This is a genomic window from Mycobacterium sp. SMC-18 (assembly GCF_045310895.1).
Lineage (GTDB): Bacteria > Actinomycetota > Actinomycetes > Mycobacteriales > Mycobacteriaceae > Mycobacterium.
In genome coordinates, this window is sequence record NZ_JBJIAL010000001.1 from 219,662 (window position 1) to 241,020 (window position 21,359).

Annotated in this window: 20 protein-coding genes; 9 read left to right on the forward strand and 11 right to left on the reverse strand. The window is 67.6% G+C overall.

Annotated features, from left to right (window positions below):
- Positions 1 to 35: 35 nt before the first annotated feature.
- On the reverse strand, positions 36 to 455 hold the full coding sequence (locus tag ACJH6J_RS01080; protein WP_406803399.1) for a hypothetical protein: 420 nt from the start codon (positions 453 to 455) through the stop codon (positions 36 to 38).
- An 11-nt stretch (positions 456 to 466) separates the two neighbouring features.
- Positions 467 to 1,663, reverse strand: a complete 1,197-nt coding sequence (locus tag ACJH6J_RS01085; protein WP_212814313.1) for a globin domain-containing protein — start codon at positions 1,661 to 1,663, stop codon at positions 467 to 469.
- A gap of 233 nt (positions 1,664 to 1,896) precedes the next feature.
- Between ACJH6J_RS01085 and ACJH6J_RS01090 the strand changes: the two genes are divergently transcribed.
- Entirely contained in the window at positions 1,897 to 2,262 is a 366-nt protein-coding gene (locus tag ACJH6J_RS01090) for a PE-PGRS family protein (protein ID WP_371824548.1), read from the forward strand.
- 112 nt (positions 2,263 to 2,374) lie between these two features.
- On the opposite strand, the gene ACJH6J_RS01095 is transcribed toward ACJH6J_RS01090, so the two are convergent.
- The gene (locus ACJH6J_RS01095) at positions 2,375 to 3,169 is read right to left on the reverse strand and encodes a SigB/SigF/SigG family RNA polymerase sigma factor (protein WP_244872884.1); all 795 of its coding nucleotides are present in this window, start codon (positions 3,167 to 3,169) and stop codon (positions 2,375 to 2,377) included.
- Positions 3,170 to 3,601: 432 nt separating this feature from the next.
- Here ACJH6J_RS01095 and ACJH6J_RS01100 point away from each other — a divergent pair, with 432 nt between their 5' ends.
- Both ACJH6J_RS01100 and ACJH6J_RS01105 read left to right on the forward strand, forming a co-directional pair.
- Positions 3,602 to 3,856 (forward strand): hypothetical protein, encoded by a 255-nt coding sequence (locus tag ACJH6J_RS01100; RefSeq protein ID WP_244872937.1) that lies wholly within the window; start codon positions 3,602 to 3,604, stop codon positions 3,854 to 3,856.
- A gap of 133 nt (positions 3,857 to 3,989) precedes the next feature.
- Positions 3,990 to 4,715, forward strand: coding sequence for a cutinase family protein (locus tag ACJH6J_RS01105; RefSeq protein WP_406774844.1), 726 nt, complete (start codon positions 3,990 to 3,992; stop codon positions 4,713 to 4,715).
- Here ACJH6J_RS01105 and ACJH6J_RS01110 read toward each other — a convergent pair whose 3' ends face one another.
- The 4 genes from ACJH6J_RS01110 to ACJH6J_RS01125 form a co-directional block, all read right to left on the reverse strand.
- Positions 4,716 to 5,099: a hemerythrin domain-containing protein gene (locus ACJH6J_RS01110; protein WP_406774845.1), complete on the reverse strand. Its 384-nt coding sequence runs from the start codon at positions 5,097 to 5,099 to the stop codon at positions 4,716 to 4,718.
- 87 nt (positions 5,100 to 5,186) lie between these two features.
- Positions 5,187 to 6,449: an osmoprotectant NAGGN system M42 family peptidase gene (locus ACJH6J_RS01115; protein WP_212814308.1), complete on the reverse strand. Its 1,263-nt coding sequence runs from the start codon at positions 6,447 to 6,449 to the stop codon at positions 5,187 to 5,189.
- A gap of 11 nt (positions 6,450 to 6,460) precedes the next feature.
- Positions 6,461 to 8,182 carry an N-acetylglutaminylglutamine synthetase gene (gene ngg, locus ACJH6J_RS01120; RefSeq protein WP_212814305.1) on the reverse strand — a complete coding sequence of 574 codons (1,722 nt, stop codon included), beginning with the start codon at positions 8,180 to 8,182 and terminating at the stop codon, positions 6,461 to 6,463.
- Entirely contained in the window at positions 8,179 to 9,981 is a 1,803-nt protein-coding gene (locus ACJH6J_RS01125) for an N-acetylglutaminylglutamine amidotransferase (protein WP_212814303.1), read from the reverse strand. The genes ngg and ACJH6J_RS01125 overlap by 4 nt, the downstream gene beginning before the upstream one ends.
- A 539-nt stretch (positions 9,982 to 10,520) precedes the next feature.
- Between ACJH6J_RS01125 and ACJH6J_RS01130 the strand changes: the two genes are divergently transcribed.
- Positions 10,521 to 11,183 (forward strand): DUF1361 domain-containing protein, encoded by a 663-nt coding sequence (locus ACJH6J_RS01130; RefSeq protein ID WP_212814301.1) that lies wholly within the window; start codon positions 10,521 to 10,523, stop codon positions 11,181 to 11,183.
- On the opposite strand, the gene ACJH6J_RS01135 is transcribed toward ACJH6J_RS01130, so the two are convergent.
- A complete protein-coding gene (locus ACJH6J_RS01135; protein ID WP_406803400.1) occupies positions 11,161 to 11,832 on the reverse strand; it encodes a response regulator in 672 nt (223 codons plus the stop codon). The two genes, ACJH6J_RS01130 and ACJH6J_RS01135, sit on opposite strands and share 23 nt — an antisense overlap.
- A gap of 271 nt (positions 11,833 to 12,103) precedes the next feature.
- Here ACJH6J_RS01135 and ACJH6J_RS01140 point away from each other — a divergent pair, with 271 nt between their 5' ends.
- From ACJH6J_RS01140 to ACJH6J_RS01155, 4 genes are all read left to right on the forward strand, one after another.
- Positions 12,104 to 12,337 carry a hypothetical protein gene (locus ACJH6J_RS01140; protein ID WP_212814297.1) on the forward strand — a complete coding sequence of 78 codons (234 nt, stop codon included), beginning with the start codon at positions 12,104 to 12,106 and terminating at the stop codon, positions 12,335 to 12,337.
- A 43-nt stretch (positions 12,338 to 12,380) separates the two neighbouring features.
- Positions 12,381 to 12,572: a hypothetical protein gene (locus ACJH6J_RS01145; protein ID WP_212814295.1), complete on the forward strand. Its 192-nt coding sequence runs from the start codon at positions 12,381 to 12,383 to the stop codon at positions 12,570 to 12,572.
- An 83-nt stretch (positions 12,573 to 12,655) separates the two neighbouring features.
- Positions 12,656 to 14,200 (forward strand): histidine kinase, encoded by a 1,545-nt coding sequence (locus ACJH6J_RS01150; protein ID WP_406803401.1) that lies wholly within the window; start codon positions 12,656 to 12,658, stop codon positions 14,198 to 14,200.
- A gap of 42 nt (positions 14,201 to 14,242) precedes the next feature.
- Positions 14,243 to 14,608 carry a response regulator gene (locus tag ACJH6J_RS01155; protein ID WP_212814291.1) on the forward strand — a complete coding sequence of 122 codons (366 nt, stop codon included), beginning with the start codon at positions 14,243 to 14,245 and terminating at the stop codon, positions 14,606 to 14,608.
- A gap of 147 nt (positions 14,609 to 14,755) precedes the next feature.
- Here the strand turns inward: ACJH6J_RS01155 and ACJH6J_RS01160 are convergent, their stop codons facing one another.
- Positions 14,756 to 14,893: a hypothetical protein gene (locus tag ACJH6J_RS01160; protein ID WP_212814289.1), complete on the reverse strand. Its 138-nt coding sequence runs from the start codon at positions 14,891 to 14,893 to the stop codon at positions 14,756 to 14,758.
- Between the two features lie 381 nt (positions 14,894 to 15,274).
- On the opposite strand from ACJH6J_RS01160, the gene ACJH6J_RS01165 reads away from it, so the two are divergent.
- Positions 15,275 to 16,129: an FHA domain-containing protein gene (locus ACJH6J_RS01165; protein ID WP_212814287.1), complete on the forward strand. Its 855-nt coding sequence runs from the start codon at positions 15,275 to 15,277 to the stop codon at positions 16,127 to 16,129.
- Here the strand turns inward: ACJH6J_RS01165 and ACJH6J_RS01170 are convergent.
- Both ACJH6J_RS01170 and ACJH6J_RS01175 read right to left on the reverse strand, forming a co-directional pair.
- Positions 16,123 to 19,227, reverse strand: a complete 3,105-nt coding sequence (locus ACJH6J_RS01170) for an FAD-dependent oxidoreductase (RefSeq protein WP_212814285.1) — start codon at positions 19,225 to 19,227, stop codon at positions 16,123 to 16,125. The genes ACJH6J_RS01165 and ACJH6J_RS01170 overlap by 7 nt on opposite strands.
- A gap of 123 nt (positions 19,228 to 19,350) precedes the next feature.
- Positions 19,351 to 21,282 carry a serine/threonine-protein kinase gene (locus ACJH6J_RS01175; protein ID WP_212814283.1) on the reverse strand — a complete coding sequence of 644 codons (1,932 nt, stop codon included), beginning with the start codon at positions 21,280 to 21,282 and terminating at the stop codon, positions 19,351 to 19,353.
- Between the last annotated feature and the right edge of the window lie 77 nt (positions 21,283 to 21,359).

The following is a 21,359-nucleotide window of genomic DNA, read 5'->3' on the forward strand; positions in this document are numbered from 1 at the left end:
TACGTAGGCCCACCGACAGTTCTCGCGCGGTGCGACTAGAGCAAACCCACGCCGGCGACCAGGAGCGCGATGACCTTGGTCATCTCGAGCGCGACATAGGCGTAGTGACCGCGGGAGCGCGGGCCTTCGCGGCCGGCGAGCACCTCGTCCGACCGGCGATTGAGCCCGGGCCGGACAGCGACCAGCTGCACGACCAATGCCCCCACGGCCACGGCGAACGCGACCATGACGGTGACCGACGGCCGATTCACCAAGGCTGCGAGCACGATTGCCGCGGCGAACACCAGCTCGACGGTGTTCAGCGCGCGGAACACCAGGCGCCCGATGCCGAGACCGATCGGCAGGGTGACGTTCGGCGCGCGGAATTTGAGCGGCGCCTCCAGGAAGGAGATGGCGAGCACCATCCCAAACCAGACGAAGGTGATGGCGACCTGGATCGCAGTCGGTGTACTCATCAGCGGCGAGGTTAGACGGCCAGCGGGCTGAACGCTTCGAACCAGATGCGGTCACGCGCCACACCGGCGGTCCCGAGCTGCCGGACCACCTCTGCCATGAAGGGCGTCGGACCGCAGATGTAGGCGTTGACATCCGGCGGAAATGCGATGGCGCTCAGGTCGATTCGGCCATGCCGGTCCGGTTCGGTGAGCGGATAGCCGTCGGGCAGCCCGTCGTACCAGGTGTGCAGTGCAGCACCGGGAATCCGCGCGACCAGATCGGCCAGTTCCGCACGGTGGGCGTGACTGGCGCGGGTGCGGTCGCAGTGCACGACGGTCACAGAGCGTTGGGGCTGCTCGGCCGCGATGAAGTACAGCATGCCCAGCACCGGCGTGATCCCGATGCCCGCCGAGATCAGCAACAGCGGCGTCTCGGCCGGACTGTCCAGGGTGATGTCGCCGAAGGGGTGCGACACCTGCAGCACGTCACCTTCGAAAACGTACTCGTGCAGGTGCGACGACACCGCGCCGTCGCGGCGCACCGAGATGCGCCACCCGTCCACGGCACCGGCGTGCGACAGGCTGTACTGACGAATCTGGCGCGCGCCGTCGGGCAGCTGCACCGCCACCGAAATGTACTGTCCCGGAGCGAAATCGGGCAACTTGGCACCATCGGCGGCAGCCAGTCCGAAGGCCACGGTGAGTGGCGACTGCTGCACCCGTTCGACCACCCGAACCGGCATCCAGACATGCTCCGGACTGGTGCCGGCCGCCTCATACAACTCCCGTTCGCGGCCGATCAGCAGGTCCGCCATCGACCAGTAGACCGCCGTCCACGCCTCGGCGACATCGGCGGTGACGACATCGGCACCGAGCACCTCGACGATCGCCGCGAACAGGTGTTCATAGACCACCGGGTACTGGTCCGGCGCCACGCCGAGGGACGCGTGCTTGTGTGCGATGCGCTCGACGACGTCCGCCCCGGGGGCATCAGGGTGCACGAGCAGCGTGGCGTACATCGCGACCGACCCCGCCAATGCCTTCTGCTGCGACCCGTTCGCCTGATTGCCGCGGTTGAACAGGTCACGCTCCAACTCCGGATGCGCCGCGAACAGGCGACGGTAGAAGACCGGGGTGATCTCGCCGATCGCACCGCCGACCACAGGCAACGTGGCTTTGACAACCTCGGCGTGGGCCGGCGACAACGTGGACGTGGACGTGGACAACATGGCAGAACCTCTCACTTCGTCGTGAATGCGTCGGCGCGACCCGGATCGATGATTCGTCGAGGCCGGTCCGCCGCCTGCCAGCAGGCTATTTAAATAAGCATCATCGATGCAAGTATTATGCTGCGTGACCTACGACACCATGTAGTAAGCACCGGTCCGCAGTCGGAACGACCGATCCCGCGAATCCGGCAGCCAGAGGTTTGACTCCACCGTCAGACGGCAATGAACGAGATATGTTCACTGACAAAATGATTCCCCTGTTGGCGGCCGGAGCGTTCGCAGCGGCCGGCGTGGCCGCCTCGTTCGTGTCAGCCGATATCGTGCCGAGCACCGTCGGCGCCCACCCCGTGCTGACCAGCTACCCGCTGCAGCCCGTCGATGATCCCGGCCCTGGCCCGGGCGGTGGCGGTTGTGTCAACGGCCAGTGTGGTTCCGGTGGCGTGAATGGTGGTCCCGGAGGCGGCCCGGGAGGTGCCGGCTGCGTACCCACCCAATGGGGCACGGCGTGCGGTTCCGGCGGCACGAATGCCGGTCCGGGCGGAGTCCCCGGTGGTAGCGGCTGCATTCCCGGAGTGGGCTGCGGCGGCGGGCACGGCTAACCGCCGGTGAGCCCGGTTTCCCCGACCAGCAGACGATCGACGACGCTGGTGCTCTCGGGCGAAAGCCCTTGGTGCATCAGCGCGTCGAGCGGCTGGGCGGCCGCGGTCGCCGTCAGGTCTGCGCGACCTGCATGCGAATCTCCCGCAGCGTCCGCTCCAGGATGCGCGAGACGTGCATCTGCGAGACGCCGATCGTCTCCGCGATCTGGCGCTGGGTCTTGGATTTGAAGAACCTCAGGTAGAGAATCCGCTGTTCACGCACCGGCAGGGACTGCAGCACCGGTTTGACCGATTCGCGGTCGGTGATGCGCTCGAAACCTTCGTCGACGTCACCGAGCAGATCGGACAGCGACTGCGGGTTGTCCTCGTTGTCGACGACGGGCGTGTCGAGTGATTGCGGTTGATAAGCATTGGCCGCCAGGAGGCTTTCCGTGATCTGTTCCGGCGCAACGGACAGCGCCTCCGCCAGTTCGCTGATGGTCGGCGTGCGCCCCAACTGCTGCGTCAATTCCGTTGTCGCGCCCTTGATTTGCTGGCGGATGTCGCGAATGCTCCTCGGGACGTGGACTTTCCAGCCGTAGTCGCGGAAATGGCGGCGCAACTCCCCCATGATGGTCGGGACGGCGAACGCCACGAACCCGGCACCGTTGTCCGGATCGAAGCGGTTGATCGCTTGGATCAGGCCGACCCGCGCTACCTGGACCAGGTCGTCGAGGTTTTCCCCCCTGCCGTCGAAATGGCGGGCCAGCCGGTCGGCCAACGGGCAGCACCGCAACACGATTTGTTCGCGTTGCCGGGCGAATTCGTCGGATTCGGCCGGAAGGGCGCGTAGCTCTACCACCAATTCCGGTACGTCCGCATATTCGTCGGCGTAGCGGTCTCCTTCAGGTAAACGCTTCTCCAGCAACGAAGTTGACATGACGTGCCTTCCCCAGGCCCACAACACGCATCGGGAGATTCGGCTCCCTGAGTATCGACTCGGCGCCGTGGCATGCGTGTTGTTTCCACCAGTGAGGTGGACCGGCAATCTGCCGTCGCCGATCGCCACCTACGGCACCCAGCACAGCCGTGCCCTCATCTGGACCGCGGCTGCATACCGGACAGGTAGCTCTCAGCTGCCGTCGCTTCGGTCTAAGCAACTGCGCCATCTTGACGCTGTACCCGACCTTACCGCCGAACGCATCGGGGCACCACCGCGACGCTGCGCCGACCGGCCATCACAGCTGGTCAGGCGGCAAAAAACATTTCTGCGAGAACAGGTTTGGCCGAGAATGGCCCAGGGTATGCACCCCGTCGGCGTGAGCAGCACTTGAAAACCCAACAGGAACGGCTCTTTTCGATGGCGGTGTGTATTACCTGCGGAACGGATTGCGACGAGTCGTTCACGTTCAATTGGAACGGACGCAGCGCGAGCTTCGACTGCATCGAATGTATGGCCACGATGGTGGCCCCGATGTGCCGCCACTGCGGATGCCGAATACTGGGCCACGGGTTGCGACTCGACGGCCGCCAGTATTGCTGCGACCATTGCGCGCAGGCCGGCGAACACTCGGCCCGGCCGGCGGCGAACACCGACCGCTGGCAATTCGGATAGCGGTCTCCCGGCCCAGCCCGGACGAGTGACGCCACTGATGGTTTAGACCGACGGTTCCCGGGGTAAACGGGCCGTATTCGTCGACCGCAATGGAGCGATCCGACCGGTGAGCCGAAGATCGGTGGGTTCAGTCATGAAGACCATCACGTGTTGTATCGCCGCGGCGGTGCCGCTGACCTCCCTGTTGCTGGCCGTACCGGCCGGGAGCGTTCCAGCGCCTGCGCAACCCTGCCCCGATATTCAAGTGATTTTCGCGCGGGGCACGATGGAACCACCGGGCGTGGGCAAGGCCGGTCAGGCCTTCGTCGACGCACTGACCGCACGGGCTGCGGGCCGGACCGTCGATGTGGCCCCCGTGGACTACCCGGCGTCGCTCGATTTCGCGACCGCCGCGGACGGGGTCGTCGACGCGACGAACAGGGTCCAGAGCACAGCATCAGTCTGTCCCACCACGAAGATCGTGCTGGGCGGGTATTCCCAGGGCGCGGCGGTGGCCGCGTACATCACCGAGGACGCCGTCCCCGCCGGCGTCACCCTGCCGATGGGCATCACGGGACCGATGCCGGCATTCGTGGCAGACCATGTTGCCGCGGTCGTGCTGTTCGGCAAGCCCTCGTCCGGCTTCCTGCAGATGGTCTACACCGGTGCGCCCCCGATCACGGTCGGCTCACGTTATGTGTCGAAGACCCTCGACCTGTGCATCGCCGATGACCCGGTGTGCTCGACGGCCGGCGGCGACAATGCCGCCCATGTGGCGTACTCCGACAACGGAATGGCCGACCAGGCAGCACAATTCGTCATGAACAAGCTCGGCCGCTCCCCTGCACAACCCCGCGTCGAGCAGGCCGCGCCGCGCTGATCAGCGGCCGGTCAGCAGCGGAAACTCCTCGGCTTCGACGCGCTGCGTGTGGTCTTCTGTGGCCTGTTGTAAGTCGGTAAGGGCGCTCTCGAATTCTGCCGAGGCCGGGTCCAGCCGGGCCATGCGGTCCAGCCGCTGCTTGGTGTCGTCCGTCTCGCCGCGCAACGACTCGACCACCAGCCCGCGCCGCACCCTCGGGTGAACCAGTAGTTCCTCGCTCACTTCCTGCGCGGTGAGCGCCGCGCGCAGCTCCGCGAAGTGCCGCCGGCGCGCAGCGGTGTCGGCCGCGTGCAACGTCTTGCTGAACAGTTCGCGTGCCATGAGGTGCCGGGCCTTGACGTAGTCGATGACGGCATCGGTGGCAGTCGTCGATGCAGGTGTCATGAAAATCCCCTCCAAGGTCGTTCCGGCCGGTGTTCCAGCTTCTGCTACCCAATTCGCGGCGAAGTAAACCCACCAATTGCGCCTGAATCAATGCTGCGAGACGTCGGCGCTGCCCTCCTCGGGTGGCCAGTGGTGCCCCTGTGACGCCGCGCCCGGGTCGTGGAAGTCGCCGCGTGACAACGGCACCCACTGCTCGCTCGCTGCGGCCTGCTCGGCGGGGAAATCTTCCAGATCGCCGAACGGCTGCGCGTCCCACATCGCGAACGTCAGCGGTGTCCGGAGCCAGCTGTACAGCAGCAGATAGGTCGCTTCGAGCGAATCGAGGTGCGTGCGCTCCCAGCCGTGACTGCCGTCGAGCCCGAATCCGACGAGCGCGGCGCGCGTGGCCGCGCCGGCCTCGATCGCCGCCGCCACGTCCGACCGGTAATACCGAAAGATGTCGCGGGCGTAGGTGATTCCCTTTTCCTGCGCCAGCTTGCACAGCTTGCGGGTCAGGTAATAGTCGAACGGCCCGTGCATGTCGGCCATCGGGATGGTGACGCCGTGCTCCAGGGACTGCTGGCCGGGCGCGCACACGGCGTTGTCGACCGACACCAGCTCCGCGACATCGGGCGGCAGGCCGTGACTGGCGCCGTGGCCGACCTCCTCGGTGATCGTCACCATGAGCGTGGTCCGGTGTGGCAGCACGATGTTCCCCTCGGCGACGACCTTGGCCAGCGTCAATGCGATGGCCACACCGGCCTTGCCGTCGAGGTGGCGGGAAACGACGAAGCCGTCCTCCGTCAGCTCGGGGCTGGCGACCAGCGCGACGAAATCGCCGACGTTGAGGCCTAGCTTCTCGAGATCCGCGCGCGATGACACGCTGCGGTCGACGCGGACCTCGACGTCGTCCCAGCTGGTCGGCTGCGTATCGATCTCGTCGCCGAACGCGTGACCACTCGCCTTGAGCGGCATCACGGTTCCGGTGAAGAACTGGTCGTTGTCGTCGGGCAGGATGCGGACCCGGGCGCCGGTCGCGAACCGCGCCGAGAAGGTGCCGACGGGCACGAGCGCCAGCCGGCCGTTGTCCTTGAGTTCGCGGACCATGCAGCCGATGGTGTCGGCGTGCACCACGATGGCGCGGTCGGTGGTCTGCGACCGCCCCGGCAGTTCGGCGATGAGTGCACCGCGCCGGGTCAGCGTGAATGGCACGCCGAGTTTCGTCAGGGTCTGGCCGATCAGTTGCATCACGGCATCGGTGCGACCCGAGGGGCTCGGCGTCTGCAGCAGCGCCAGCAGGGTGTCGACCATCCAGCCCCGGTCGTCCGGCGACATCCGTACGTTCTCGGCATCGTCGGGCTCAGCCATCATCTCTCCAAATGTCAGTGTTGCTCGATCGGGTCGGGATGCCAGGCCCACGGCGTCGCTGCGGTTCGCGGGAACAGCAGATCGATGAACGCCTGTGCGGTCGGCCGCGGCTCGTGATTGGCGAGGCCGGGCCGCTCGTTGGCTTCGATGAAGACGTACTCCTCGCCGCTCACCGACGGCACGATCAGATCGATCCCGGTCACCGGAATCTCGATCGCAGCGGCCGCGTCGACCGCCACTTTCGCCAGCATGGGGTTGAGTTCGTCGGTGACGTCGTGAATGGTCCCACCGGTGTGCAGGTTCGCGGTGTGCCGCACGATGAGGCGTTCGTTGGCGGGCAGCACATCGTCCAGCTGCCAGCCCGCCTTGTGCACGGTGTCATCGGTGACGCTGTCCAGCGGGATCACCGACTCCCCGTGCGTGGCCACCGACCGGCGCCGGCTCTGCGCTTCGATCAGCTGGCGGATGGTGTGGGTGCCGGTGCCGATCACCTCGGGTGGCCGGCGGAGGGCGGCGGCGATCACCTTGCCGTCGATGACGATGATGCGCAAATCCTCACCCTCACAACGCTCTTCGATGAGAACATCGGGGCAGTGCTGCACGGCGAGCCCGATGGCCCGGTTGAGTTCGTCGGGTGTGGTGACCCCGACGGTGATGCCCGCGCCCTGTTCTCCGCGGGCGGGCTTGACGACAGCGCTGCCCACCTTCTCCAGGAAGCGGCAGTCCTCGTCGGTGAATGTCGCAGTGCAGCCTTCCGGTATGCGGATGCCGGCCTCGGCGACGACGGATCGGGCGATGCGTTTGTCGTCACACCGGCTCATCGCCACTGCGCTGGTCAGCTCGGACAGCGATTCGCGGGTGACGATGCTGGTCCCGCCATGGGTCAGCCGGAGGTAACCTGCCTGCGCGTCGAGCACGTCCACCGCGATGCCCCGCAGGATCGCCTCGTCGGCGATGATGCGCGCATACGGATTCAGCTGGGCCAGTTCCTCTTCCGGCTTCACCGGGGCGAACAGCGCTTCGTTGATGGCGTTCTTGCGTTTGATCCCGAGCACAGCGGGGACACGGGCGAAGCCGATGCGCTCATACAGCGCGATGGCACCGTCGTTGTCGTGCAGCACCGAGAGATCCATCTGTGCCCGTCCCCGCCGGACGAACTCCTCGATCAACGAGCGCACCAGCAGGCCGCCGGTGCCGGGCCGGGTCACGGCCGGATCCACCGCGAGGCACCACAGGCTGGAGCCGTTCTCCGGATCTCCGAACAGCTGGCGGTGGTCGATGCCGGTGACCGTGCCGACGACTTGTCCGGTCGCGTCGTCGACGGCGACCAGGTACACCACCTGCGGTGCGGTCTGGCTGTTGGTCCACATGAGGTCACTGTCGGCCGGCACCATGTGGCACCGCACGTAGATGTGGTTGATCGCCACGCAGTCCTCGAGCGAATTCACCTGGCGCACGGTCAGTCCCGGCACGTCGGGCGGCCGGTACTGCATGGGCTTCGTCAGGTCGAGGCGGTAGGTGAAACTGGGGTCGATGAAGAATTCGTGGGAGTGCAGTGCCACGAAGACATGCGGCGCGTCGAGGTACATCCCGATGTCACGGCGCCCGCTGCCCTCTTCCCGCAGCGCGGTGCCGAACGCGTCGGGGTCGTGGAACGTCTGACCGAAAACCAGCCGCCCCCAACCCATGTCCTGTATGACGCCCTCGGCCCTGTCGGTGGTTTCCGTTGTCGTCATCTGCCCGCTCCGTCGACGTGGGTGGCTAGCCAGAGTTCCAGCAATCCGATCTGCCACAACGGGTTCCCCCGCAACGGGGTGAGATTGCCGTTGGGATCGTCGAGCATCCCGGCGACCGCGTCGGGAGCGAACAGACCACGGTCACGCGCGGCCTGACTGTGCAGCGCGTCGCGGACCAGGTCGAGGTAGGGGCCTGCGAGATGCTTGAGCGCGGGCACGGGGAAATAGCCCTTGGGCCGGTCGATGACGTCGGCCGGGATGACCTTGCGCGCAGCGTCTTTCAGGACGCCTTTACCGTCCTGGGCGGTCTTGAGTTCCGGCGGGCACGTCGCCGCGAGCTCGACCAGCTCGTGGTCGAGGAAGGGCACGCGGCCCTCCAGCCCCCACGCCATGGTCATGTTGTCGACGCGTTTGACCGGGTCGTCGACGAGCATGACGGTGGTATCGAGGCGCAATGCCCGATCGGTCGCGGTGGCCGCGCCGGGATGACTGAAGTTCTGCAGCGCGAAAGCGCCCGCGGAATCGTGCTCGAGCCGCCATTGCGGTTGCAGCAGGCGGTTGACCGCGTCGTGACTGCGGTCGAAGAACGCCGCGCGGTAGTGCCGCAGCGCGTCGGCCGGATCGTTGTCGACGGCCCGCGCCATCGGCGGGTACCAGTGATAGCCGGCGAAGATCTCGTCGGCGCCCTGTCCGGACTGCACGACCTTCACATGCTGGCTGACCTCCTGCGACAGCAGGTAGAACGCCACGCAGTCGTGGCTCATCATGGGCTCGCTCATGGCTTCGATGGCACCGGAGAGCGCAGGCAGCATGCGCGCGGAGTCGATACGGATCTGGTGGTGGTCGGTGTCGAACTGGCGGGCGATGATGTCGGAGTACTTGAACTCGTCGCCCTCCTCGCCACCGGCGGATTCGAATCCGATGGAGAAGGTGGCCAGGCCGTGCTGGCCGGCTTCGGCGAGCAGACCGACGATCAAGCTGGAGTCCAGGCCACCGGACAGCAGGCAGCCCACCGGCACATCCGCGACCAGGCGGCGCTCGACCGCGGTGCGCAGTGCCGCCAGCACCGCGTCCCGCCAGTCGTTCTCGGTCCAGTCGGCCCGTTCGAGCGACCGCTCGAAAACCGGTTCCCAGTACGTCGTTTCCGTGCGCTTGCCGTCCCGTTCGATGCGCATGACGGTGCCCGGCGGCAGCTTCTGCACACCACGCAGGATGGTGCGCGGGGCGGGCACGACCGAGTGAAAGCTCAGATAGTGTTGCAGCGCAACAGGATCGAGTTCGGTATCGACACCGCCGGCAGCCACCAGCGCCGGCAGTGACGACGCGAAACGCAGCGCTCCCCCGTCGGCTTCACACCAGTACAAGGGCTTGACGCCGAGGCGGTCACGCGCCAACAGCACCCGGCCCGACTCGATCTCCGCGACCGCGAAGGCGAACATCCCGTACAGGTGCTCGACGACGCGTTCACCCCACTCCTGGTACCCCTTCAGCACCACCTCGGTGTCGCTGTGCGAGAAGAAGCGGTATCCCTTGCTCGAAAGTTCCTGGCGTAGTTGGGGATAGTTGTAGATGCACCCATTGAAGACGACGGTGAGGCCGAGCTCCGGATCGTGCATGGGCTGGTGTCCGTGACTGGACAGATCGATGATGGCCAGACGCCGGTGACCCAACGCCACCCCGTCCCGCACCCATAGTCCGCTACTGTCCGGGCCCCGCGGTGCCATGCGGTCGGTCATGGCAGCAACCGCCGCCAGATCAGCACCACGGCCCCAGGCGATTTCGCCGGCAATGCCGCACATGGTGGAAGTCAGCTCCCTTGGTGGACGTCTCCGGCTCCACCGTACCCGATGTGCACCGTCGACGTGCGGATGATTCAAATTTGTTCTGTTGCAATATGTTTGCTCGCGGAGCTCTCAGCGATCCGATTTACGGCCACGAAAGTGCCCGTGCCGCTGACCGCGCTCCCGCAGCGTCATCTGGCGTTTCCTGTTGATTTCCAATCGATTTCGTGATGCAGGGTCCGGTTAGCCGGCTACCGCCTTGCGCGGTAGCCGACTAACCTCGTCAAAATGTCTGTGCCACTACCCCGTTGGACAGCGGGATACGCGCGCGGACCACGCAATTGCGTCCGCTGCCGTCGGCGCCTCTGTACCGATCGCCGCCACGCGTCGAATCGACCGTATTGAGTTGTCGCTCGCGTCCGTCAAGGACTGCTCCCCTCCATGGCTCCGCTCGATCAGCTCAGGGCAGGCGCTGCCCTCGGCTTCACATACCCGGGCACGGGCCGGCCGAAACCTCCGAGCCGCAAATTGGGGAAAATCGCAGGCACACTGGTCAGGTGATCGATTTCCGCGGGTACCTGCTGGTCGCCGCCCTGCTCGCCACGACCGCCCTGACACTGGTCCTCGGGATCACCGATCCCGAGGCGCCGCTGTCCTACCCGACCCGGTTCCTGGTGTGGAACATGTTCCTGGCCTGGATCCCGGTACTGTTCGCGGCCGCGTTTGCCGCGGTGACGCGGCGCCGCTGGCTGCTTCCGCTGGGGCTGGGCTGGCTCGCGTTCCTGCCGAACGCGCCGTACCTGGTCACCGACCTGGTCCACCTGGGTGAACGGGACGAGCTGTGGCGCCACGTCCTGCAGTACGGGTTCGCGGCGTGGACCGGCATCCTGCTGGGCACCGTGTCCCTGTTACTGGTGCACAAGCGGATCGATCGCGAGTTCGGACCTGTCTGGGGCTGGCTGACCGTGGTGACGTCCGTGGGTCTCTGTGCGATCGGCGTCGTGATCGGCCGGTTCCAGCGCTGGAACTCCTGGGACCTGGTCACCCGGCCCCACGCGGTCGTGGCGGCCACGTTCGAGTGGGTGCGCTCGCCGCTGTCGTACGTGCAGTCCACCGGGGTCGGGCTGGCGGTCGCCGCGTTCTTCGGGTTGGCCTACGTGACCATCTGGGCACTGGGCGGCGTGTCCCGCCCGCGGGTCAGCGCGAGTCCAGGAAGGTGATGACCGCCAGCACCCGGCGGTGATCTTCACCGGTGTCGGGCAGGTTCAGCTTGCTGAGAATGCTCCGCACGTGCTTCTCGACGGTGCCTTCGGTCACCCAGAGCTGATGCGCGATGCCGGCGTTCGACCGGCCCTCCGCCATCAGGGCCAGCACCTCGTGTTCGCGTTCGGTCAACACCGCCAGCGGGTCTTCCCGGCGCTGCGCCGCGAACAGTTCCTGCACGAGGGCGGGGTCGACCACCGATGCGCCGCCCGTGATGCGGTGCAGCGTCTCGAGGAAGTCGGTCACATCGATGACGCGGCTCTTGAGCAGGTAGCCGATACGCTGGCCGCCGCTGAGCAGTTCCATCGCATGCTCGACGTCGACGTGTGCCGACAACACGAGGATCGCGACATTCGGTAACTCGCCGCGGATCACCTTGGCCGCGTCCAAGCCCTCGGTCGTGTGCGTCGGCGGCATGCGGATATCGGTCACCACCAGGTCGGGGACGGTGTCCCGGACCAAGGCGAGCAGCTCGTCGCTGTCACCGGCCTGCCCGACGACGGTGAAACCCGCGCCGCTGAGCAGGCTCGCCACCCCTTCGCGAAGCAGCACGTCGTCGTCGGCGACGACGACGCGTGTCCCCTCCCGTGCGCCCACTGCGTCCACGTATGTCCTGTTCGTCTCGATCCTGGCCGCCGTGCCGTCAGACGCCGGACGTGCCGCTCATTGCGTTCATCTTGCCTGGCCCCGGTCCCGAGTCGCTCGCGGTCCGGTGAATCGGCCCCGGACCCGCTGACCGGGGGCAGGCATTGCAGCTAGCCCTACCCCCTATTTGGGCGCTGGCATCGACGACACCGGCGACGCCGCGGAGCAATCTGGATACCAGCCGGACACGGCCAACCGAAGAATTCAGAACACCGAAAGCTGGTAGAGGACAATGCATATCACCCGCACCCGGATCATCCCGCTGGCCGCGACCGCCGCAGCGGCCCTGGCCATCGTCGCCGCACCGACCGCGGCGGCCGCGACGCTGCCCACCGGATCCACCGTCACCCAGAGCAGCGGCAACGCCCAGATCGTGGCGACTCCGGGCCCCGCGGCCCAGGAAGCCGGCCAGCTGCAAGAGCCGTTCGGTGGCGACTACGGCTTCCTGCTGTTCCACAACCACTGACCCGATCCCGACCCCTACCGTCCGACCGAAAGCGAGCCCGATCATGAAGAACTCTCTGAAGCGCGCCACCGTGTGGTTGGCCATCGCCGCGGTCGGCGGGGCCCTCGTGGTGGCACCCGTCGCTGCCGCGGACACCGACCCGACCGTCCCCTCCGGCACCGACACCTACAGCCAGTACGTGAACGGCGAACACAACACGAACGCGCCGGCAGGCCACGTCGATCAGTCGTTCTGACGCTTCCGCCAACTCGCCGTCTGCGCCGTCCTGACCGCGGTTAGGGTCGTGACGAGATCAGGCGACCAGACGGGAGGCGGCGGATGAATCCGGCACGATGGAATCCGGCTGTCTCCACCCCGCCGTGGTACATCGGCCTGCTGGTCGCCGCGGGGCTGATCGCTGCCGAGGTAGGGGTGGTGCAGCTGTTGCGCGATCCGCCGCCGCACAGCACGTACGCCATCGTCTTCATGTTCGGCGTGCTGGTCATGAGCGCGGGCTGGGGCCTGGGCCTGTCACTGCTCACCACCGTCGCCAGCACGTTCGCCTATCTGTGGGTGCATCTGGACGGCGGCCCGCTCTTGCCCCTCAAGCCCATCGACGTTCTCACCGTGTCGGTGTTCCTGCCCATCGCCGGGATCGCGAATGTTCTTGGCTGGCAACTGCGTAACCGCGCCCGCGACGCCTACCAGAGCTGGCAGGTCGCCACCGAGGCCACCGAGCGCGTGCGCGAACTCGCCGACCAGCAGGGGGCGCTGCGGCGGGTCGCGACGCAGATCGCCGAAGGCAGATCACCGTCCGACGTCCTATCGGGCGTTGCCGACGAAGTCGCCGCGGTACTGCACGTCCGCAACGCCGGGCTTGTCCGATTCGAGCCGGGCGGCACCGCGACTCTTGTTGCGGCACACGATGAGCCCGGACTCACGGCCGTCTCCGTCGGTACCACGTTGCACCTCGACGGCGACGGCGTCATCGCCGAGGTCCGCTCGACCGGTCGCCCGGCGCGCATGTACACCCACAACGACGCCGGCGGTTCGACGCTTCGCGACCTTGGCCTGCGCGCGTGCGTCGGCGTACCCGTCACCGTCGACGGACAGCTCTGGGGCGCAATGGTTGTCGGCACATCCGGTGCGGATGCACTGCCCGCCGACACCGAGGACTGTCTGAAGGACTTCGCCGAACTCATCGGCACGGCCATCGCGAACGCGCATGCGCGTGCCGAACTCGTCGCGTCCCGCGCCCGCATCGTCACCGCTGCCGACAACGCCCGGCGCGGCATCGAACGCGACCTGCACGACGGCGCCCAGCAGCGCCTGGTCACGCTGGCCCTGCAGGTGCGCACCCTCGAGATGGCCATCCCGCCGGATCCCGCCGAACTGCGGTCCCGCCTCGCCGGCATCGGCGACGGCCTGCGTACCGCGAGCGACGAGCTGCGCGAGCTCGCGCACGGGGTCCATCCCGCGATCCTGTCGCGCGGCGGGCTGCGTCCGGCACTGCGCGATCTTGGCCGGCGCGCACCGCTGCCCGTGGAGGTCAACGTCGATGTCCCGGCGCGGCTGCCCCAGGCCGTCGAGATCGCCGCGTACTACACCGTCGCCGAAGCCCTCACCAACGCCGCAAAGCACGCGCAGGCATCCGTGGTCACCGTGAACGTCCACACCGACGCGACATCGCTGCGCATCTCGGTCGCCGATGACGGGGTCGGTGGTGCGAACCTCGACGCCGGCAGCGGTCTGGTCGGCCTCGAGGACCGGGTGGCCGCACTCGGCGGCAAGCTCCACCTGTCCAGCACCGTGGGCGCCGGCACCACCCTGGTGGCGGAGATGCCGCTGAAAGAGGCCACCGCCGTCGGCACAGATGGCAGCTAGCAGGAATGCCCCGACTGCATCACCCGCGCGACAATGAAGTACATGACGAACGGACGATCTCTGCGATGCGTCATCGTCGATGACAACGCCGACTACCTGGCCGCGGCGACAGCACTGCTGCAGCAGGGCGGCATCGACGTGGTCGGTACGGCGCGGTCACTCTCGGACGGAATGCACACCGTCGAACGGCTGCGGCCGGACATCGCGCTGGTGGACGTGAACCTGGGCGAGGAGAGCGGATTCGACCTTGTCGCCCAACTGAATTCCCATGCGGACACCGCCACCGTCATGGCCATCCTGACTTCCACCTTCACCGAACTGCCCGTCGCCGAGCTGACGGACTCGCCCCCGAGGTTTCTGCCGAAACTCGATCTGTCGGGCGACGCGATCCGCGCCCTCATCGCCTGACGGCCCGAGCCGCACCGGGCCGCGCCACACAGCCGAAACGGCCCGGCTCCCCACCAATGTCACCCCTCGATACCGCCTTCTCATCGAAAACCCTTGGAAGGCAGAAACACTGGTCTGGTGGAGCCGGGCCGGTGGCCGAACGCGCGATCAGAGAGGCTGATCCAGCGCGCCGGCAGACTGGTCGGCCTCGTCGCGGTCTGCGCCGGCGACAGGTGCCAGCGTTAACGCTCCGATGGCGGCGACAGCGGCCAGCCACGGGGCGAAGTGCTTGACGGCGATCTTCATGGTCGGCACGTCCTTTCAGGTCGGTGGCCGGTATTCCGGCGTGCTTCCATCGTCGGTTCTGACCTGCACGTTTGTCGCTCCCGCAGGCACCCGTTGTGCCCTTGCAGCTAGCGGGTACACGAAGACGATCCCTGACGTCGCCCACGAGGGCCGCGCGCCCATCGCGGTTGAAGCCAGGTACGCGCTGAGGCCGTCTGAAGTCCCTGAGTTCAGTAACCGACGGCAGATTGTCACCGTGATCGACGTCAGGGACGTCGTGCCTCTTCAACGGTCAGTACCAGCGGCCGAGCACCTGCCGCCGACGGGCACTCGCCACATGGCACGGGGTCGGACGCTGACTTATCATCAGCATCTGCGGCACACTACCGAGGCGGCGACAAGGTGGAACAGAAGCGGCACTACGTGGCCATCGGCCGCGGAGAAGGTCTGGTCGCCCGATTCGGTGACGTACTGGCATATATCGCCGACGGCGCCAGAGCCCGCCCACTACTGCGAGTGCTCAGCACCACCGTCCCGCCGGCGTTGCCGCAGGCGCTCGCCGCGCTCGCGTACGGTCCGGAATCCGACACGGTGCCGCACTTCGGTGCGCTGATACCGACCACCGACTGCCTGCATCTCATCGTGCGCGGCGAGGTGATCGCCGACGTCGAGGCGGGCGGCGGGCAGCGGCGCCTCGGCAGCGGCGGCCGGCCACTTGTCGACGAGCCGGTCGCACCCTGGTTCGACCGCATCACGATCTGTGGCACCACAACGACATTCATGCCCTGCGCGGACACCGATCTGATCGCCGGCGTGGTGCCCGGCGGCGGCTTCGTACTGCAGTCGAGCACGGCGCGGTCCGCCGCCCAGCAAGCACCACAGCCGGCGCCCGCGACCACGCGCGCGCGTCCCGTCACCGGCGTCCTCACTGCCGACGACGGGGCGGTGTACCCGTTGGACCGTGCGTACATCATCGGTCGCAACCCGATGATCGACCCCGCGGTGGTCAGCGGGGCGGCGTCGCCGATCAGCTTGCCCGACGACCCGCAGGTGTCGCGCGTCCACGCGTATGTCACCGTCACCGGCGGCCTGGTCCTGGTCCGCGACGCGCAGACCGTCGGCGGTACCCACATCGCGTCGCCGGGAGACCAGACCTGGACGCAGATCGGCGACCAGCCCGTCGAGTTGCTACCCGGCTGCTACCTGCGGATCGGTCAGAAGATCTTCACCTACCAGGTGCCGGCCCAGAGTCAGTAGGCGAGTTTGTCGGCGTCGGACAGGATGTCCCAGTTCCCCGTCCGCAGCGTCCCCAGTGCCACCGGACCGACACGTCGCTGCTCGCGGACCGCTTTCTGGGCGGCCGCGAGGTCGGCCGGATGGTGCCCCAGCACCGTCGCCCCGACCGCGCGGCCCTTCGACACCACCAGCCGGCGATAGGACGGCACCGCCGGCCGGTCGATGACCACCACCTCGTCACCCGGGCCAGGGTCCACCGGACCGATCGAAAACAGCTCCAGTTCAACGCCTTTGAGGATGGTCGGCGGGGTCTCGACCGGCACGGTCCGGTCGCCGCCGAGTGCGTTGACCGCCGCCGCCTCGGCCTGTTCGGTGGCCACCGGCCACAGGCCGAGCACCCGGCCGCCGTGCTCGGCCACGTCGCCCGCGGCGTAAACGCCGGGCACTCGGGTCTGCATGCGGTCGTCGACCAGTACGCCTTTGTTGACGGGAAGTCCTGCGTCCCTGGCCAATTCGATGTTTGGCCGGATACCGGTGGCGGTCAGGAACAGCTCGCACGACAGGATTCGGCCGTCCTTGAACCGCGCGCCCGTGACGGCCGGGTCGCCGCGCACCTCCGCGGTTTCCGCCTTGTGCGCGATGGTGATTCCGGCGCGGGCGAAATGCTCGGCCACCAGCTGCGAGCAGCGCGCGTCGATCTGCTTGCTCAACAGCCGGGTGCCGCGTTCGAGCACGGTCACGTGCAGCCCGAGCTGATGCAGGCAGTACGCCGCCTCGAGCCCCAGCAGCCCACCGCCGGCCACCACTGCGTGCCGGGCCCGCCGTTCCTGCACGTACGCGCGGATCCGCGTCGCGTCGGCAGCCGAGCGCAGCACGACGCTTCCCGGACGGTTCAGTCCGGGAATGTCAGGGACTGCGGCGCTGGACCCCATCGCCAGGATCAGCCGGTCATAGGGCAGCGTCTCGCCGGTGCCCAACCGCACCACCCGCGAACGCAGATGGATACCGGACGCCCACGTGTTCAACCAGGCGGTGACACCGTGGTCGTCGTACCACTGTTCGGGCAGCAGGTACAGCCCCTGCATCGCCGACCGGCCGTACACCAGGCGCGAGATGCCCATGCGGTTGTACAGACCGTGCGGTTCGGCTCCGACCAGATGGATTTCGCAGTCGGGGTGGCCGCGGCGCAGGAAGTCCGCGGCCGTCACTCCGGCGATGCCGTTGCCGATCACCACGATGCTGACGATCGACCGGTCGTAGCTGACGGGCCTACTCGCGGTGGTGTCGGCACGTTCGGGTGTCAGCGACACCGTGACGTCACCGCCTTGAATCCGGGCGCAGCACGCCATCCGGCTGGACTTGCCCAGACCCAACCGGTTCAGCGTCTTGAGCTCGTCGGCCTCTGCCGGTGACAGACAGCTCATGCCGGCGACGATCGACACGGGATCGGCGCCGCACACCCCCATGCGGCAGCCCGCCTCGATCGGCTGTCCACTGCTTTCCGCGACGTCGAGCAGACTCATGCCGATGTCGGCCCCGACGGGCTCGGCATCTGATTCGAAACGCACTCGCACCGCGGCGGTTTCGCCGCCGGCGCCGTCCACGCGCGCCGGCACCTTCGGCTGGTTCAGCAGCACCGGTTCGGCCCGCGCTCCGGTGACATAGGCGAACTGCAATTCGCTGACCCGGGTTCGGGCCAGCCACCACAGCGTCAGCAGAGCGATCGCCGAGGTGATCAGCCATCGCAACCAGGGGGCGTCGAGACCGGTGATCTGTCGTACCGAGTCGGCGATGATGGGACCGGAGAACCAGTAGTAGGCGTTGATCGCCACCGCGGCGAAGATCGCGGTCACCATGGCTTGGCTCAGCGGCGTGACGGCCTGCAGCACATAGCAAAGCCCCACGCTCACCAACACGAAAAGCGCCAGCACACCGTACTTTTCGGTCGTCGTGCCGCCCTGCTGGGCATGCACGGTGAAGAACCCGGTGATGAATCCCGGTAACGCGGCCGCGAACAGGACGCGCGGCGCACTCCAGCGTGGTTCGGGGTCGGCCATGTCGGCCTGCCAGGCGGCCCGGGGCTTGAAGTCGTAACAGTTCTTCGCGCAGCCCAGACAGGACTCACAGTGACTGTTCGGCGAGGTGACGTACGGCGTCTGCCCGTACGTGCGCTGCAGCGGCAGCAGCGGGCAGATGCTGGAACACCAGCCGCTCTTGCCTTTGAGCAGAAACCCACCGGCGAACGCCGACGCGATGATGACGGCCAGCACCACGCCCATCGCCGGTCCGCTGCGGTCCAGGCCGGCCAGCCGCGCTCCCGCGATACCGAAGAACAGGCCGGCGGCGATCAGGAAGCTGTTGCGCGTCCACCAGCCGGGCGCGGTGGCGGCCCGGCTGAATCCGGCCACCCGGGGCAGTTGATTCGACGCCGACAGTGGGCAGATGTTGCGCCACACACCTGGCGCGATGAAGAACAACGCCGGCCACAGCGGCACGATGACGCGGAAGAAGACGAACAGTCCCGCGGCCGGCCGGACGAACAGTGTCACCACCACCGCGAGATACGCCAGTACGCTGACGACCCGGATCCCGAGCCATGTCCGGCGCGAAATCTTGTGCGGCAGTTCGGTATACGACGGGAACAGGTCCCGAGTCCCGGTCGGATCGATGCCCAGGGCGCGCTCAGCGAGCCGCAGCCCCGCCGGCCGGACCGCCACCGCCGCGGCCGCCGGGACCGGGACGTCGACGAGCTTGATCACCTGCATGGTCCGCGTGGGGTCGTGGGCGGCCGCGGCGACCGGCGCCGGCTCCCCACTCGACAGCTTCGGGGCGTGGATGACGAGTATCTCGGTGCGGCCCAAGCGGATCACGTCGCCGGTCGACAGCGTGCCCCGTCCGGTCAGCAGCACCCCGTTGACGGTGCTGCCGTTACTGCTGCCGAGGTCGACGACCGACAGGGCGGTCGGGGTGGGAACCAGGCGCAGATGCCGGCGGGACACCTCACTGTCGGCGAGGTTGATGCCATCACACTCGCGGCCGAACTGCACCGGCCTGCTGAGCGTCATACGGCGGGCCGGCCGGCCCCATTCGCGGATCTCGATCACCGGCGGCTCAGCCATGGTCAGCTCCCCGAGAACTCGTCACCACGCAGCGCCCGGATGATCTGGGCGAAATCGCTGGTGGTCAGCTTAAATCGGTCGGCCTCGGTCCGCTGTCCGATCCGCGCTTTCGGGCCGGCGCTGTCAGTCTCCGGTGCGCATGAACTTGTCGGTGAAATCGCCACCCTTGCATTCGCCGCCGGTCGACGTGTTGATGCCTCGACCCTCGAGCGCCGGGATCGGATCCTGAAGATCGGTCGGCAGCGGATATTCCGCGGTGATCTTGACGTGCGTGGTCCCACCGAGCGCGCACGGGACGGTGCCCTCCTCGGTACGCGTCCACTTGCCGCCGGCGAAGATCAACGTGACCACACCGTCCATCGCGTGGAACGCACTGATACAGCGGTCCCCCGTGCGCAGGCACTGCGTACGCACCTGCAGATCCGGCGCACCGGGGGCGAAACCGCCGACCGCGTACACGATGTTCTCGTGGTAGCGGCCGTGCAATGTCGAGGCCGGCGAGGTGGTGCGTGGCGGTAGGCCGGCGGGGTCGGCGACGCTGCCCAACTCGCCGTCACCGGTGCGGGTGAACGTGACGGTCCGTTTGACGCTGCTGCACCCGTTGACGGCGTTTCGCGTGGTCTCACCTGCCAAGGTGCCGTCGGGCCTGGGCGTCAAGGTGAAGACCACCCACACCTCTGTCGGCGCCTCGTCGGGCGCGTCGGTACATTTCACGGCCCCGGTCCCGACGGCGACCCACTCACCGGATATCTGGTCGAACGTCATGTTCGACACCACGGGCACGGCGCTCTTGCCGGTGTACGACGCATTGGCTATGCACCCGTTGGCACCGCACGATGACCGCACGTCCCACTGACCAGTGATCGCCGGCCCGCCCGGGATCGCCGTGCCCTGCAGATCGGTCGCCGGACCGTATTCGGCGCGGTACCTGCCGCTGAAACCGGTGCCTGCCGCGGTGGCCGCCGGGCTCGGGGCCGCCGGTTGCGCGCTGGGACGATCGTCTCGTCCCAGCAGCTGCACTCCGGCGAACACCACACCGGCGACGACCAGTAGGGCGACCACCGCCAGGACCGCGATGAGCGCGCCGGATCGTGACGACCGCGTCGGCGGCGGGGCAAACTGGGTGGACGGGTTCTGGTACGGCGGTGCGTGTCGGGTGGGCGGCGGCACCGGCGCGGCCATGGTGGGCTGGTTGCGAAAATCGTTGGGCACCATCGTCATCGGTTGGCGCGACTGCTGTTCGAGGGCGTGCGCGAACTCACCGCAGCTGGCGAAGCGCGCTGCGGGTGTCTTCGACATGGCCCGGGCCAGTACCGGATCCAGGCCGCGGAGTTCGGGCCGATGCTCCCCCAGGGACGGCGCCGGCGCGGTGACGTGTTTGGTGATGACCACCGCCGGATTGCTGTCGGCGTACGGCGGATTCCCGGTCAGAAGCTGGAATGCCGTGCAGGCCAACGCATATTGATCGGTCCGGCCGTCCATCCCCTCGCCCCGGAGCTGCTCCGGCGCCGCGTATGCGACCGTCCCCACCGCCATGTTGGTCGCGGTGAGCCCCGCCGAGTCGTTCATCGGCCGGGCGATCCCGAAGTCGGCGAGGTAGATGCGAGATGTCTCGGCGTCCAGCAAGATGTTGGCCGGCTTCACATCCCGGTGCAGCAGGCCCCGCCGGTGCGCGTGATCGAGCGCCGACGCCACGGCCTGGATGATCGGCAGCGCCACCTCGGGCGGCATGCCGGTGGGATAGTGCTCACGCAACAGCTGCGCGGCATCGGTCCCGGCCACATAATCCATCGAAATCCAGAGCTGGCCGTCGCACTCGCCCCGGTCGTGGACGCCGAGGATGTTGGGGTGCGACAGCGTGGACACCAGGTCCGCCTCGCGCAGGAATCGCGGTCCGTAGTCGGGATCCGACGTCAGATCGGCCGACAGCACCTTCACGGCGTCCAGTCGCGGCAGCCGCGGATGCGAAGCGAGGTACACGCTGCCCATCCCGCCCGCGCCCAGTTTCCGCCGGATGGTGTAACCGGCGAAAACCTGACCCTCGGTGAGCAACACGGGCAAATCGTAGGCCCGCGGGGGTGCGGGCGCAGGCAACGTCGACAAATCCGCCCAGCGGACCAGTCCGGTCCATG